At 68.4% G+C, this 14,023-nt stretch carries 12 protein-coding genes and 2 tRNA genes; 7 read left to right on the plus strand and 7 right to left on the minus strand.

Annotation, left to right across the window (positions count from 1 at the left end):
- Nucleotides 1–43: 43 nt before the first annotated feature.
- Nucleotides 44–1,468 (minus strand): PP2C family protein-serine/threonine phosphatase, encoded by a 1,425-nt coding sequence (locus GA0115254_RS11290; protein WP_176740065.1) that lies wholly within the window; start codon nt 1,466–1,468, stop codon nt 44–46.
- A gap of 567 nt (nt 1,469–2,035) precedes the next feature.
- Here GA0115254_RS11290 and GA0115254_RS11295 point away from each other — a divergent pair.
- Nucleotides 2,036–2,758 (plus strand): bifunctional DNA primase/polymerase, encoded by a 723-nt coding sequence (locus tag GA0115254_RS11295; protein WP_093895135.1) that lies wholly within the window; start codon nt 2,036–2,038, stop codon nt 2,756–2,758.
- An 818-nt stretch (nt 2,759–3,576) separates the two neighbouring features.
- On the opposite strand, the gene GA0115254_RS11300 is transcribed toward GA0115254_RS11295, so the two are convergent.
- The 3 genes from GA0115254_RS11300 to GA0115254_RS11310 form a co-directional block, all read right to left on the minus strand.
- The gene (locus tag GA0115254_RS11300) at nt 3,577–4,542 is read right to left on the minus strand and encodes a DUF5926 family protein (RefSeq protein ID WP_093895136.1); all 966 of its coding nucleotides are present in this window, start codon (nt 4,540–4,542) and stop codon (nt 3,577–3,579) included.
- Between the two features lie 203 nt (nt 4,543–4,745).
- On the minus strand, nt 4,746–5,351 hold the full coding sequence (locus GA0115254_RS11305) for an ATP-binding protein (RefSeq protein WP_093895137.1): 606 nt from the start codon (nt 5,349–5,351) through the stop codon (nt 4,746–4,748).
- Between the two features lie 53 nt (nt 5,352–5,404).
- Nucleotides 5,405–6,238 (minus strand): glycerophosphodiester phosphodiesterase, encoded by an 834-nt coding sequence (locus GA0115254_RS11310; RefSeq protein ID WP_093895138.1) that lies wholly within the window; start codon nt 6,236–6,238, stop codon nt 5,405–5,407.
- Nucleotides 6,239–6,479: 241 nt separating this feature from the next.
- Here GA0115254_RS11310 and GA0115254_RS11315 point away from each other — a divergent pair, with 241 nt between their 5' ends.
- The 3 genes from GA0115254_RS11315 to GA0115254_RS11325 all read left to right on the plus strand — a co-directional run bounded on the left by GA0115254_RS11315 (nt 6,480) and on the right by GA0115254_RS11325 (nt 8,356).
- Nucleotides 6,480–7,988 carry a S1C family serine protease gene (locus GA0115254_RS11315; protein ID WP_093895139.1) on the plus strand — a complete coding sequence of 503 codons (1,509 nt, stop codon included), beginning with the start codon at nt 6,480–6,482 and terminating at the stop codon, nt 7,986–7,988.
- Between the two features lie 50 nt (nt 7,989–8,038).
- Nucleotides 8,039–8,125: transfer RNA gene (locus GA0115254_RS11320), tRNA-Ser, on the plus strand.
- 156 nt (nt 8,126–8,281) lie between these two features.
- Nucleotides 8,282–8,356, plus strand: a tRNA-Trp gene (locus tag GA0115254_RS11325).
- A gap of 303 nt (nt 8,357–8,659) precedes the next feature.
- Here the strand turns inward: GA0115254_RS11325 and GA0115254_RS11330 are convergent.
- Together GA0115254_RS11330 and GA0115254_RS11335 are read right to left on the minus strand one after the other, a co-directional pair.
- On the minus strand, nt 8,660–8,866 hold the full coding sequence (locus GA0115254_RS11330) for an Imm32 family immunity protein (RefSeq protein WP_093895140.1): 207 nt from the start codon (nt 8,864–8,866) through the stop codon (nt 8,660–8,662).
- Nucleotides 8,867–8,996: 130 nt separating this feature from the next.
- A complete protein-coding gene (locus GA0115254_RS11335) occupies nt 8,997–9,860 on the minus strand; it encodes a TetR/AcrR family transcriptional regulator (RefSeq protein ID WP_093895174.1) in 864 nt (287 codons plus the stop codon).
- A gap of 230 nt (nt 9,861–10,090) precedes the next feature.
- On the opposite strand from GA0115254_RS11335, the gene GA0115254_RS11340 reads away from it, so the two are divergent.
- The gene (locus GA0115254_RS11340) at nt 10,091–11,704 is read left to right on the plus strand and encodes an MFS transporter (protein WP_176740066.1); all 1,614 of its coding nucleotides are present in this window, start codon (nt 10,091–10,093) and stop codon (nt 11,702–11,704) included.
- 242 nt (nt 11,705–11,946) lie between these two features.
- On the opposite strand, the gene GA0115254_RS11345 is transcribed toward GA0115254_RS11340, so the two are convergent.
- Nucleotides 11,947–12,681, minus strand: coding sequence for a hypothetical protein (locus tag GA0115254_RS11345; protein ID WP_176740067.1), 735 nt, complete (start codon nt 12,679–12,681; stop codon nt 11,947–11,949).
- On the opposite strand from GA0115254_RS11345, the gene GA0115254_RS11350 reads away from it, so the two are divergent.
- Nucleotides 12,680–13,270 (plus strand): hypothetical protein, encoded by a 591-nt coding sequence (locus GA0115254_RS11350; protein ID WP_256102498.1) that lies wholly within the window; start codon nt 12,680–12,682, stop codon nt 13,268–13,270. The two genes, GA0115254_RS11345 and GA0115254_RS11350, sit on opposite strands and share 2 nt — an antisense overlap.
- Before the next feature lie 362 nt (nt 13,271–13,632).
- Nucleotides 13,633–13,845 (plus strand): DUF4287 domain-containing protein, encoded by a 213-nt coding sequence (locus tag GA0115254_RS11355; protein ID WP_093895141.1) that lies wholly within the window; start codon nt 13,633–13,635, stop codon nt 13,843–13,845.
- The last annotated feature ends 178 nt before the right edge of the window (nt 13,846–14,023 follow it).

Genomic DNA, 14,023 nt, shown 5'->3' on the forward strand with positions numbered 1-14,023 from the left:
GCCGCGGCGGGTTGCACAGCGCGGTCGGGGCGGGCCGGCCGGCTCAGTCGAAGCGCGCGGCCAGAATGACCACGTCCTCCGTGCTGTTGCCCTGGTCGAGCCCGTTCGGCAGCACGGTCCGCAGCACATGGTCGGCAACGGACCCGGCGTCGTCACGCAGCGCCTTCGGTACGCACGCCGCCGCAGTGTGGAGCCGTGCGAACGCCCGGTCCATCGAGTCGCCGGTGCGGCGCAGCAACCCGTCGGTGTAGAGGAGTACGGTCTCGCCGGGCGTGGGAGTGATCTCCACGCTGGGCGCCTCCCAGCAGGCGAGCATGCCCAGCGGTGCGGAGACCGATGTCTCGATGAACTCGGTGCGCCGGTCGCCGATCACGAGCGGCGGGGCGTGGCCGGCGCCGGCCAGCAGGATCTTGCGGCGGACGGGTTCGCAGTAGGCGAACAGGGCGGTTGCGGAACGGGCGGGTTCGGTCAGCCGCAGCAGCAGTTCCAGATCCGAGAGCACGGCGACCGGATCCTCGCCCTCCATCACCGCGTACGCCCGCAGACCGGCACGCAGCCTGCCCATGGCGGCCAGGGCGCTCGGGCCGGAGCCGTTCACCGAGCCCACGGCGAGACCGAGCGCACCTTCCGGCAGGGCCAGCGCGTCGTACCAGTCGCCGCCGCCCTGCGGTGCCGTGCGATGGCGTGCGGCCAGCTGTACGCCGGTGACCCGGGGCAGTCGGCTGGGCAGCAGTTCCTCCGTGACGGTGGCGACATCTGCCCTGGCCCGCTCCAGCTCCAGCAGCCTGGCCAGATGCTCGCCGGCGTATCCGGCGTAGAGGCCGATGAGGTGGCGCTGGCGTTCCAGTGGTTCGGCAGGTTCGTCGTACAGCCAGACGGCGGCACCGAGTCTGCCGGTCGCCTCGGCGGTGAGCGGCAGGGCGTAGCTGGCGGCGTATCCGAGCCGGGCGGCGACCTCGCGGCGGCGGGGATCCAGGCTGGTGTCGCCGAGCAGGTCGGGGGTGGTCTGTGCTCCTTCGGCGTCCGGGAGCCCTTCCAGGATCCGGCCGTAGGAGGTGGCGCTGCGCGGCACCGTCTCGATGTGCCCGAGCTCGGCACGGGCGAGTCCGAGGCCGATGGTGCTCACGGGGCCGCGGTGGTCGGAGGGTTCGAAGACGACCAGCCCGCGGCGGGCGCCGACCAGGGCGGCTCCGGCGTCCAGCAGTTCGTGCAGCGCATCGTCGAGCGTGCTGGTTCTGGCCAGTCGCTCGGTGAGTTCGTGCAGGGTGGTGAGGTCGGAGACCCAGCCGGCCAGCCGGTCCTGGATGAACGCTCCGGGGGCGGCCGGTACTTCGGACACAGAACCGGCAGTGTGCGCTGAAACAGGAACCATGGGATCGATTCCAGCCACTTTCGGAAGGTGCGGGGCGCTCATGGCAGTCGGCTTTCCAACCGGTGCGTTTCGTCGAATAGCATCGCAAACCCCCATGTCATTCTGCGCCGCTATCAGTGCATCCACATGTACACGTAGCATCCACATGTACACGCACAAGTAAGGCCATGTCCAGCATTGTCCCTGCCGGATTTGTGGTGTCCAAGTGACTCATAAGTTGGCCAAAAAATGCACCCCATGGCGGCTATTTGCGGTCGACTGGGTGTGCTCGACAGGGGGTGTTCTCGGGGTGAAGTCCCAGAGGGAGCGTCATTTCGGGCATGCTGGGTACGTAATCGATGATGGCCAGGGGCAGTTCTGATCGCCCCGGAACCTGGCAGCGGGCCCGGACGTCCTCATCTGTGACGGCCACGCCCCACCCCCGAGTGGCGGGGTTTGCACCTTGGGACGGCAGGCGCGATACGTGCGCTGCTCCTCGCCATGCTTGTGTCCGGCCCCGTCTCGCCCCTGCTCGACCCGGCTCAGCGCATGCTCGGTACCGACGACCTACCCGTACCGCAGATTTGAAGAGCATGTACGCACAGTGAAGTGATGAACGCGTGCTGTGATGTGCGCGTGGTGTGATGTGGACCCTCGGCGTTCAACGGAAAGGAACGAGCGCTCATGCGCGAGATCCTCGGAAGGCGACGCAGGCTCCGGCTCCGGCGCAGGGTGAGGCCCGCCCAACTGGACACGGTCCTGACCTGTACCACCGCATGGAAGTGGCCCGTGCTCCCCGGAGTGGGACTCGAGGCGGCCGGTGGTCGCGGTGACCGTGGCCGTGGCTGCGCCTGTCCCGATCCCGAGTGTGCCGTACCCGGCGCACACCCCTTCGATCCCGGTCTCCTCGCGGCGACCACCGACGAGCGCATGGTGCGCTGGTGGTGGGCCAACCGGCCCACCTCTCCGATCGTGCTGGCCACCGGCGGACGCGCCCCGTGCGCGCTGAGCCTGCCGGCCGTGGCGGCCGCCCGGGCACTGGCCGAGCTGGACCGGATGGGCGTGCGGCTCGGCCCCGTAGTGGCGACGCCGACCCGGTGGTCGCTGCTGGTCGCTCCGTACACCCTCGAACGGCTCGGCGAGCTGCTGCACGCCAAGGACCGGGTGCCCAGCTCGCTGCGTTTCCACGGCGAGGGCGGCTATCTCGTCCTTCCGCCGTCCGAGGTGGGGGCAGGGCAGGTGCGCTGGGAACGGGCTCCTTCCTCGATCTCCCGGCCGCGCCCGGACAGGGGAGAACCTGTCCCCGGATCCGCCGCGCCGTGGCTGCCGGATGTGGGGGCGGTACTCGACGCACTGGTCGAGGCGAGCAACAGTGCACCGGACGGCGGGAGCCGGCTCGCCTACTGACACGCGGTCGGCGGGTGCGCCGCGCCCCTGTGGGGGCGGAATCCGCGGTCGGCTCACTCGTTCGGACGTGAGCCGACCGGAGTTCCCCGTGTAAAAGGGTGTGCGGCGCCAGGGTGTTCATATTCCACTGATATCTCCGGCGGATCGTCAGGAATTCGGGCGAAGCCGACAGGTGAGGTCGCGTGATTCTCCGCGTGATCGGTATCGCGGGTGTGACAGTGTTCACGGCTTCGGTTCCGTGCCCGTCTTCTCCCGGCCACTCCATCGGCCCCGGTCTCATGCCGGTCAATGCAAAGTCTGCCGCTGCAAAGTGCTTCGGCGTAGGGATTTCTGATGGATCTTCCGGAACCCTCTCGAAGCATTCTTCGAAGATTTATTCGAGTGGCTCTGTGCGGGGGTATCGATAAGGGTTCCGGCTTCTGCCTGAGGCCGGTCGCTCCCGCGGAACCGGCGGTGCGTCGGTGGAGGAGGCTCTGTTGCCGATGGCGCCCCGTCGTCAATCCGGGCTCTGTCGCACCGGGTTGGCGACGGTGTACAGGTGCTGGGCTGCCGGGACCCGACGTGAAGGCGAGTGCGGGCCTGCACCGGCGAGGGGCTCGTGCGCGGGCGCGTGCGCCGCATTGCGCTCTGTGCGCCGTACCCGGAAATGAGAATGCCCGATCGCTGGCGACGGGGGATGCACCAGCGACCGGGCTTCTAGAACGGTAACAAGAGATCTGCCGTTCGCAAATTCGATCTCGCGTATTAGGACAGCGATTTACCTGCGGGTACGGCGAGTTGTGACATGGATCACTGAACGGACCCGTGGGTCGTCACTTTCAGCTGAGCGTCACTTGGCGGTTGGTGAGCCCGCCGCGGGCCCGCCGCTCCTCGGCGGTGAGCGGCGCGTCCGAGGCGAGCGCCGCCGTCAGCCGCTCCGCGAGCTCGGCCGCGGGCTTCTCGCACTCCGCGGCCCCCATCGCGCTCGGCAGATCCCAGACCGGGACCATCAGCCCGTGCGCCCGGAAGGAGCCGACCAGCCGCGTCCCCTCGCCCAGCGAGGAGGTGCCTGCGGCGTGCAGCCGGGCGAGCGCGTCGAGGAGCTGCTCCTCGGGGTGCGGCATGACCCAGCGCAGGTGGTTCTTCTCCGGGGTCTCGCACCAGTACGCGGCGTCCACGCCGGAGAGCAGGGTTGTCGGGATCGCCGCCTCGTTCGCGCGCTCCAGCGACGCGGACACCTCGGGCGTGGCGTTCTCCGCGTCCGGAACCCAGAACTCGAAGCCGGAGTGGACAACGGGCTCGAACGCCGCATCGGGGTCGAGCACGTCCTGCAGTCGCGGACCGTCGGCCGGTGCGCGCCGGGCGGCCACGGGTGAACCGGGCTCGGCTGCCAGCGCCCGCTGCAGCGTGTCCGCGAGGTCACGGCTGAGGTCACCGGACGGGGTGTCGTTCTGCAGGGCGAGCAGCACCGAGCCGTCGTCGCGGCGGAGCGCCGGCCACGCCATGGGCAGGACGGTCGCGAGAGTCACGGAGGGCACACCCTCGGGCAGCCCGCCCTTCAGCGTCAGCTCGACCGTCGCCGCGGGTACCAGCTCACGGAGGGCGACCCAGTCGCACTCGCCGGCCAGGCCCTCGAAGGGGCGGTGGACGAGCTCGGTCACCGCCTGGGCGGCGGCGCGGCCGTGACACGCCTTGTAGCGGCGGCCCGAACCGCACGGGCAGGGCTCGCGAGCCCCGACCACAGGGATCTCGCCGTCCTTGAGTTGCTGCTTCCCGGCCTTGGTCTGAGGGCGCTTCTTGGCCATGGTGGGCTTTCTCCCGATTGCGACAGTGCGGTCTGGGCCGCGAGCCTAGCGGCCCGTGTCGCGTCCGGGGCACATCCATCTGCGCGCCCGGCGGTACGGGAGTGCGGAACGCCCGCGCGTAGGCCTGTCGATCGACACGTGGTGCCGGTGCGGGCACTGGTGTCGCCACCGTCACCTCAGGCATCCGTACCCGTGCGGGAGCGTCAGCCCATGTCGTCGAAGGCGTCCGCGAAGCTCAGCTCGTCGAGCCCCGACACACCCTGTACTCCGGACACCCGCCCGTGCCCCTCGCTGACGAGGACCCAGACGGTGACCTCGCCGGACGAGCTGTCGCGTACGCCCCACTCCTCGGCGAGCGCGCTGATGATGTTGAGCCCGCGGCCGCCGCGCGCCGTCACCGACGGTGTGGCCGGAATCGGTCGGGTCGGACCGCCCCCGTCCGTCACTTCGACGGTCAGCCCGCCTGCTCTGTCCACGCGCCATGCGGCGCGGATGTCGCCGTCACCCACATCTGTGTGTCGTCCCAGCGGCCTGCCGTGCCGACAGGCATTGCTGAGCAGTTCGGAAAGGATCAGTACAGCATCGTCGACGACCGAATCCGGCACCCCGTTGCTGCGCAATTGCTCACGCATCCGGTGCCGCGCCTGACCCACGCCCGCAGGGCCATGGGGTACGGCCATGCTCGACGACGTGGGCACTTCCTGTGCCACCACCAACGCCACCCCCGAGACCTCCTTTGCCCCACGCCACGGAGTGGATGCCCTCCTGGACTGGACCGGAAACCGGCCAATTGCCTGCCAGTGACGCACTCGTAACGATCGAATACGGTTCGAATGCGCCGGTGTACTCCGTGTAACTGATGTTAAGAGCGTCCCAGTTGTGACAGAACCTGCTTCGGGCGGTTCGTGATGATTGCCTCGACGCCAAGATCGATACAGAGTTCGACGTCCTCGGGTTCGTTGACCGTCCAGACGTGTGCGCGATGGCCCGCACGGTGCAGCCGCTCGATGTAGCCGGGGTGACTGCGTACGATCCGCATCCCCGGACCGGCGATCCGCGCCCCGGCCGGCAGCCGCCCGTCACGCAGGCGCGGCGAGACGAACTGCATCAGATAGACGGTGGGCAGGGTGGGGGACGCGGCCTGGATGCGGTGCAGGGAGCGTGCCGAGAAGCTCATGATCCGTACCGGCGAAGGGCCTTCGGCCGGCGGGACGTCGAGTTCGAAGCGTTTCAGCAGATGCAGCAGCCGCTCCTCGACCTGGCCCGCCCAGCGGGTGGGGTGCTTGGTCTCGATGGCCAGCTGGAGCGGGCGCCCGACTGCCCGTGTCTCGGCGACCAGTTCCAGCAGTCGCTCCAGAGTCAGCACCGAGGTGAGTTCCCCCGGTACCGGATCCCAGTCCGGGGACTCCGACTCCTCGCGGTCCTTCCAGGAGCCGAAGTCGAGGGCGGCGAGTTCGGAGAGCTCCAGCGCGGAGACGGCACCGCGGCCGTTGGAGGTGCGATTCACCCGGCGGTCGTGTACGCAGACGAGGTGGCCGTCGGCGGTCAGCCGGACATCGCACTCCAGCGCGTCGGCGCCGTCCTCGATCGCCTTCCGGTACGCGGCCAGGGTGTGCTCGGGGGCGTCGTCGGATGCGCCTCGGTGGGCGATGACCTGGATGGAATGGTGCGTGGATTGCTGCCGTGCATGGGTCACTGCGTCATCGTGTCACCGAGAAGCGACTGCTGCGTACAGCTTGCGCCACGGGTGTCCGCACCTTGCGACGCGGCTGTGGGTACCTCGTACCGGGAGACCGTTTTGCCGGATGTAAAGATTGGCGCGCGGATGCACAGGTCCTGCTTACAGTGGCCTGACGTGCCTTGGGAAAAACTGTCCCGGGACACGTACACAGCGGATCTCTTGCCGAAAATGATGTGGAACCTAGGAGTAAAAAGCTGTGAGCACAGAGAACGAGGGCAACGAGGGCACTGCGGCCGAGGCCGTTCCGTCCGTTCCGTCCGCACCTCCAGTGCCGGCCGATGCTCCTCAGGGGTCACCTGAGAGCACGCCCGACGCCCCGGCGTACCCGCGGGCGTCGGACGCGGCAGCCGCGCAGCAGTCGCCCCGGGCGCAGCAGCCGTACCCCCCGACGGAGGAACCGGCCACAGCGACCACCCCCATGGCTTCCGTGCCGGGTACGCCTCCCCCCGGGCTCCAGTCGGCCGCCGAAGCCAACTGGCCCCCGCCCCCTCCCGCCGTCCCCGCGTACGCGCACCTCGGCGCGGACGGCGGCGGTGCCGGTCCGGTCTGGGGTGCCCCGGTCCAGCTCGCCTCCTCCGAAGGGCCTCGCAAGCGGGGCATGGGCGGCCTGGTGGCCGCGGTGGCGGCGGCGGCGCTGATCGCGGGCGGTATCGGTGGCGCCCTCGGCTACTGGGCGGCCGACCGGAATGACAGCTCCAACGGCTCGACCACGGTTGCGGCGTCGGCCAACCCGCAGGATCTCAAGCGCGAACCCGGCACGGTCGCGGGCGTGGCCGCCAAGGCGCTGCCGAGCGTGGTCACCATCGATGCGCAGGGCGGTGACGGCGAGGGCGGCACGGGCACCGGCTTCGTGTACGACAGGGAAGGCCACATCCTCACGAACAACCACGTGGTGGCTTCCGCTGCGGACAGCGGCCAGCTCACGGCGACGTTCTCCAACGGCAAGAAGTACGATGCCGAGGTGGTCGGCCGGGCGCAGGGCTACGACGTCGCCGTGCTGAAGCTGAAGAACCCGCCGTCGGGGCTCACCCCGCTGACCCTCGGCAACTCGGACCAGGTCGCGGTCGGTGATTCGACGATCGCGATCGGCGCCCCGTTCGGTCTGTCCAACACGGTGACCACGGGCATCATCAGCGCCAAGAACCGTCCGGTCGCCTCCGGAGACGGTTCCGGTGGCAGCAACTCGTACATGAGCGCCCTGCAGACCGACGCCTCGATCAACCCGGGCAACTCCGGCGGCCCGCTGCTCGATGCGCGCGGCGCGGTCATCGGCATCAACTCGGCCATCCAGTCGACCGGCAGCAGTGTCGGTCAGACGCAGGCGGGCTCCATCGGTCTCGGTTTCGCAATCCCGATCAACCAGGCGGCGAACGTCGCCCAGCAGCTGATCAAGACCGGTCAGCCGGTCTACCCGGTGATCGGCGCCACGGTCACGATGGACGAGAGGACCGGCGGCGCCGCCATTCCCGACCAGGGAACGGGCGGTACGGCAGCCGTGGCGAAGGGCGGCCCCGCCGACAGGGCCGGCCTCAAGGCGGGCGATGTCATCACGAAGTTCAACGACACCGTGATCGACAGCGGCCCGACCCTGATCGGCGAGATCTGGACCCACAAGCCCGGCGACCGGGTGACACTGACCTACAAGCGCGACGGCAAGACGGCAACGGCCGAAGTCACCCTGGGGGAGCGCAGGGGCGACAGCTGACCGGCTAGGCTGTCCTCGCGTCAACCTCGGTCCATGGGCCGAGGGCGCGGGGTGGGTTGCCCGAGCGGCCTAAGGGAACGGTCTTGAAAACCGTCGTGGCGGCGACGTCACCGTGGGTTCAAATCCCACACCCACCGCAGATGAACGGCCCCTGACCAGGTGAATCGGTCGGGGGCCGTTCTCTTTCGGGCTGTCTGTCAATCACCGTGGTTCCCCGTTTCCTGTCCGATCGGGCACGGCAGGGACACGGGCACCTTGGCAGCAGCGGGAGTCCGTAGGATGGCGGACGGGGCGGAGTCGTAGCGCAGAGGTCGTCGCGCGCGGTCTCCAAAATCGCGAGGACGCCGGTTCGAATCCGGCCGGTTCTGCCTTCCCGCCCGTCGTATTTGGCGTGTCTGCCGTGTGGTACTAGGTGTTCAGGCACGGCTTGGACCGACCGGCACATGGGGGGCGGCGTCGCGGGGCTGGGCACGCGCATCTGCCGCGTTGTCGTCAATCACCATGGCTCCTTCCCCAAGCTCTCGGCTGCGCTCGAGCAGGGGAGACCCCATCTGTCTCAATCCTCCGCCTTGCAGCTGCACGCACCCAGCCCCGCTCCTTCTCCCACCCCCCCATTTGCCGGTCGGTCTTAGTTGTGTCGGGTACGCCTATGGAGCTGGGTCGGCGTGGGCCTATAGCGCTTCGTCTCGGGCCAGGATCAGGCTGACCGAGCCCTCTTCGAGATTGATGCCGCCCTCAAGATGCTCGTGGTACCCGTCCCTGAGCTCGGGATCTGCGAGGCCCATGAGTCGCTCAGCCAGGTCCCGCAACCCTGCGGCATTGGCCGCGACGGTGATTTCGGTTGCTGAGCCGTACACCTTGATCCGGGGTTCATCCATGCGGTCACGCTACAGCGAGTCTTCACCACCCATCCCAACCCACCACTCACCCAGCTCCCATCCCGTCCGCCTTCGATCCACACACCGTGGAGCGGGCGTGGTTCAGGGTTGACGGCCCGCCCGCCACAACTCATGCCTCGATGCCACGCCGTGCGATGTCGGCGGCGATGCCGTCCAGCACGCCGGCAAGGCCTGCGGCGAAGAGGGCGTCGAGGTCCCAGGGGTTGGCGCCCGCGAGCATTGCGGGGCCGAGCCGTGGGTATGCGCCGGGCTCGTAGGGCGAATTGTGTTCGTCGTCCGGCTTGTGTGCCGTTCGCCGACCGGTGTTTCGAGCCTGTCGTTCCGCCTCCATGTCGCTGACGTAGGTCAGGGCCACCCCCTGTACGTAGGAGGCGAACATGAACATGTAACGGAACGCGTCAGCGGGTTCGAGACCGAGTCCGTCGAATGCGGAGAAGGCGCTCTCGCTGTCCGCAGCGAGTGCCGGGCTGGAGTGCGTCCAGGCCGTCACCAGGACCTTCGACAGGATCCACGGGTGGCGGTGGTACAGCTCCCAGTCGCGGTAGGCGGCCCGTTCGAGGCCGTGTCGCCAGTTCTGCGGCAGTGTGTCGGGCAGCGGGACGCCTGTCAGCGCGGCCTCCACCATCAGGGCCACCAGGTCGTCTTTGGATGCAACGTACCTGTACAGGGCCATAGTGCTCGCGCCGAGATCCGTGGCGATGCGCCGCATCGACAGCGCGTCGAGCCCCTCCGCGTCCGCGACATCGATCCCGGCCTGCACGATGCGCTCGACGGTCAGATGGGGTGCATTGCTGCCGTCCTCCGGCACGCCACTTCCCGGAACGCCTCCCTCCGGGAACCCGGTCGGCACTTCAGCCTTTCGCGCCCGGTAGGCCCGCGCCCGGCAGGCATGGGAGCAGTACCGTCGCGGCCGCCCCCGTTCTGCAGGTTCCAGACCTCTTCCGCAGGATGCACAGACCGGCTGCTCAGACATCACCACACCCCTTTTCGACACACGTCTGACGGCGTGACGAAAGTCTAGCTCCCCGGTGATGCGAACCCCGGGAAGTGAGGGATTAGTAGCCCAAAACACACTTGCAGCAAAGGACGCCTGCGTGCGTATGCTGTACACGACGTGACGCGTACTAAGTACGCGCAGAGTGACGGAATCTGTGCTTGTCGACCTGCCGCAGCCAATCGAAGAAACAGGAGTGAGTGAAGGACATGCCTGAAGACAGCAAGAGAGCCGGAACACGGCAGTGGATCGGACTCTCCGTCCTGGTGTTGCCGTGCGTCCTGGCGTCCATGGACATGTCCGTCATGTTCGTCACGCTTCCGACCCTGACGGCCGATCTCCACCCGAGCAGTGCTGAACTGCTGTGGATCATGGACTCGTACGGCTTCCTGCTGGCCGGCCTACTGATCACGATGGGCACCCTCGGGGACCGGATCGGACGGCGGCGCGTGCTGCTGATCGGCGCCGCGGCCTTCGGCCTCGCCTCGATCCTGGCGGCCTACTCGACCGGCCCCGAGATGCTCATCGCGACCCGCGCGCTCATGGGCATCGCCGGATCCACGTTGGCGCCCTCCACTCTCTCCCTGATCCGGAACATGTTCCCCGACGAACGTCAGCGGGCCACCGCCGTCGGCGTCTGGACAGCCGGTTTCGCCGGCGGTGCTGTCGTCGGCCCGATCACCGGCGGTCTGCTCCTTGAGCACTTCTGGTGGGGCTCGGTCTTCCTGATCAACGTGCCCGTGATGATCCTGCTGTTGGTACTCGGACCGCTGCTGCTGCCCGAGTACCGCGACCCCGAGCCGGGCCGCTTCGACCTGCTCGGCGCCCTGCTGTCCCTGGTGGCCGTCCTCGCCGTGATCTACGGCATCAAGACGACGGCGGAGCACGGGTTCGGCCGGCCCGGCGCAGTCTGCATCGCTGCCGGACTCGGCGCGGGAGCCCTGTTCGTCCGCCGCCAGCGCAGGGCCGCCCATCCGATGATCGACCTCGCGTTGTTCCGCACGCGCCGGTTCAACGTGCCGCTGCTCGTCGACGCCCTGGCGACCTTCGCGATGATCGGCTTCTCGCTGTTCAATTGGCAGTTCATGCAGCTTGTCCTGGGCATGAGTCCGTTCGAGTCGGCCCTGTGGTCACTGCCCACGTTCCTCGTCATGCCCGTGGGTATCGCCCTGGCCACCGCGATGGCACCGCGCATCGGCAAGCCGAACGTGATGGCTGTCGGGCTGGTGGTGGCGGCCGCGGGTTACGTCGCACTGGCTCTTATCCAGACCGACTCGGGCATCGTGCACCTGGTGAGCGCCCTGGCCGTGGTCTCCATCGGCATCGGTGGCGTGTCCGCCGTGGTCACCGAGGTGATCCTGTCGGCCGCGCCACCTGAGCGGGCCGGGGCGGCCTCCGCCTTGGCAGAGACCTCCGCCGAGTTCGGTGGAGCTCTGGGCATCGCGGTCCTGGGCAGCATCGGCACAGCCGCCTATCGCTCACAAATGGAGTCCCAGGCCCCCTCCGGCCTCACCCCCGAGCAGCGGGCGGGCGCGGAGGAGACTCTCGGCGGCGCCGCCGAAACCGCTGCGGCCCTGCCGCACCAGACCGCAGAGGCTCTGCGCAGGGTGGCCTTCGACGCCTTCAGTCACGAGATGCGGATCGCTGCGGTGGCCAGCGTGGTAGTAACAATCGGCGGAGCGATCCTGATCGTCACCCTGCTCCGTGGCACAGACAAGCGGTCCGGGCCCATGGCTGCCCCAGCAGCGGATGGGGAGCGCACGGCAGGAGACGGCCGCCTGGACGAGGCCGACGGACTGCCTGCCAGGACGCCCACGCCGTGAACGTTCGGCCCGAGGTCATCCCGCTCCCCCGCGTGATCCGAACGAAACCCAGGTCCTGTGCAGCGGATCGCGCCCCAGGCGTCCGGGGTTCGCGACCGGGCGGGCGTACGGCCCCCTGAACATGCCCGACCCCAACCCGTGCGGTGAGGGCGTGGGCGGTGGTTGGCGCGCGAAGACTCCGACATCCAGGGTGAGTGCCGGGATTCGGGGTTCCGGGGAAGGGTGTGCGCAGTTGCCCTCAACTACCCACGGGGGTCGGCTGAGCCAGGCCGTCTTCCGGATGCTTCCGAGACCCACGTTCGCCAGACGTGATGCGTGTTCGGTACCTCGGGACGATCGAGAAGCCAGAGGACGTAGCCGGCATGAAGTCGTGCCCATGGGTTGTCCGACGCGGCGGCCGTACCGAGCCTGTGGCGGAGATCCTCACCGTCGACTGCTCGTGCGACGCGAACGTACTCGCGGTCCTTGCAGCGGTGGGCCCGCTGGACGACGACCTCGACGAGGCCGATGAGCTTCGCCCTGGTCGGCTGGTCGTGATCAACGACAGCCATGCGGCGGATGAGCGACTGTTTCGTGCTCCATGCCTTTGCATGCTCTGTCCACTCGCGGGGAAACCGTGCTTCCCACTCCAGAAAGAGAAGTGCATAGGGCAGTCCCGGTCCGCGGTCAGCCCCGCGCCCCCACAGTCCTTCGGGCAGGGAATGGCTACGCACGTCGGCGTACACCTCGTGCGCCCGCCTGAAGGCCGGCTCCTGATACTGCTCCTGCGGTCCCAGCGGCCTCGTGAGGTGCCACAGCTCGTTGAACCGGTCAAGAGCGGCCCAGGTATTCCTCCTGGCCGCGTCCAGATGCGCGAGTGCCGCCGCCCGCTCAGCGGGATCCTCGGCTATGAGGCCGAACGCCCAGCCCAATCGTGCGCGCCAGGCATCGGCCTCGTCGCCATCCGACCCTGCCCCCGCCGCCGCCCCGTTCGTCATGCCGGAGATCATCTCTCAGGCCGCGACGACGTACATCACGCACGCCTACAACGCACGCATCGATGTTCCCCCGATCCGGGTGGTGGTGTCAGTGGCCGCTGTTAGCGTCCGGCCGTTCTTGAAGAGCTGTGTGGGGGAGGGGCGTATGGGCGCGTCGGGGTGGGACTACTCGGTGCCGTATCAGGAGGATCTCGTCGGGGCGTTCGACGCGCTGCGACGGAAGGTCTTCGCGGCGCGGGACTACTACTGGGGTCCGGGTGGCGACTGGAGGCCGGAGGAGGAACGGCTGCCGTGGCCCGAGACCGAGGAGGAACTGTGGGAGCACGAGCTCGTCCAGCACGATGGTACGCACTCGATCCTCGACATCTTCCGGATCATCGGGCCGGACGAGGAGCCGGATTACTCCACGATGAAGCAGGTGACAGAGGAGGAGGCGCTGCGTGTCCTGGGCACGCGGAAGCTCTCCCGGGCGCACGTGCCGAGGTTCGAGGAGTTCGACCACTGGCGTTGGTACGGGCGATGCGCCGTGCTCCATGACGACCAAGGGGAGCCGCAGGAGATCTACTTCTGGGGCTTCTCCGGCGACTGAGCCGACCCGGTGGACCAGGTATGGACCGCCGGAGGCGGCGATGGGCCCGGAGGGCGGGGTATGAGCAGGCCGGCCGCGTGGGAGAGGCTTCCTGCAGCGCTCTCCTGAAAACTGTCGTGGCGCGAGTCAGCGTGGGTTCAAATCCCACACCCACCGCAGATGAACGGCCCCTGACCTGGTGAATCGGCCGGGGGCCGTTGTCGTGCGCGCTGTCCGCAAGATCGCGTCGTCCCCTGCCCTCCCGGTGGAGCGCCCGGTTGGACGTCCTTTCCCGTCCGTCTTCGACTGCCGAGCGATGAGTTTTCCTCCCTTGTGCAGTCGTATCAGCATCACTTCGCACTATCGGATGGGACACTGCCGACATGACGGAAACCGTGAAGGGCCCCGCCAGCTACTTCCCCTCGATCGAGAAGAAGTACGGGCGCCCCATTGCGGAGTGGAAGGAGCTCATCCGCTCCTCCCACCTCAGCAAGCACATGGAGATCGTCTCCTGGCTCAAGGCCGAACACGGGCTGGGGCATGGCCACGCCAATGCTCTCGTCGCCCACACTCTCGCGGAGGACAGCAACAAGTAGGCGACCGACCGGGCGGCCATGGCGCGCTGGACGGGAGTCGGCGCCGACCGGGATTCTCAAGGTCCGGACCTGTGCCGCACCGCGGGGGTCCGGCGGTCCGGCAAAGGGGCCACGGAGGAACGTTGCAGCGGGTTGCGGGTCCGCGGCTGCCTGCAGATTTACGGGGACGTCCCGATCT

The organism is Streptomyces sp. Ncost-T10-10d (genome assembly GCF_900091955.1).
GTDB lineage: Bacteria > Actinomycetota > Actinomycetes > Streptomycetales > Streptomycetaceae > Streptomyces.

Excerpts from the sequence above, each read along its gene's own strand:
- GA0115254_RS11290 (WP_176740065.1), bottom strand. The coding sequence starts at position 1,468 with ATGGGGGTTTGCGATGCTATTCGACGAAACGCACCGGTTGGAAAGCCG.
- GA0115254_RS11295 (WP_093895135.1), top strand. The coding sequence starts at position 2,036 with ATGCGCGAGATCCTCGGAAGGCGACGCAGGCTCCGGCTCCGGCGCAGG.
- GA0115254_RS11300 (WP_093895136.1), bottom strand. The coding sequence starts at position 4,542 with ATGGCCAAGAAGCGCCCTCAGACCAAGGCCGGGAAGCAGCAACTCAAG.
- GA0115254_RS11330 (WP_093895140.1), bottom strand. The coding sequence starts at position 8,866 with ATGGATGAACCCCGGATCAAGGTGTACGGCTCAGCAACCGAAATCACC.
- GA0115254_RS11335 (WP_093895174.1), bottom strand. The coding sequence starts at position 9,860 with ATGTCTGAGCAGCCGGTCTGTGCATCCTGCGGAAGAGGTCTGGAACCT.
- GA0115254_RS11340 (WP_176740066.1), top strand. The coding sequence starts at position 10,091 with ATGCCTGAAGACAGCAAGAGAGCCGGAACACGGCAGTGGATCGGACTC.
- GA0115254_RS11350 (WP_256102498.1), top strand. The coding sequence starts at position 12,680 with ATGCCGGAGATCATCTCTCAGGCCGCGACGACGTACATCACGCACGCC.
- GA0115254_RS11345 (WP_176740067.1), bottom strand. The coding sequence starts at position 12,681 with ATGACGAACGGGGCGGCGGCGGGGGCAGGGTCGGATGGCGACGAGGCC.
- GA0115254_RS11355 (WP_093895141.1), top strand. The coding sequence starts at position 13,633 with ATGACGGAAACCGTGAAGGGCCCCGCCAGCTACTTCCCCTCGATCGAG.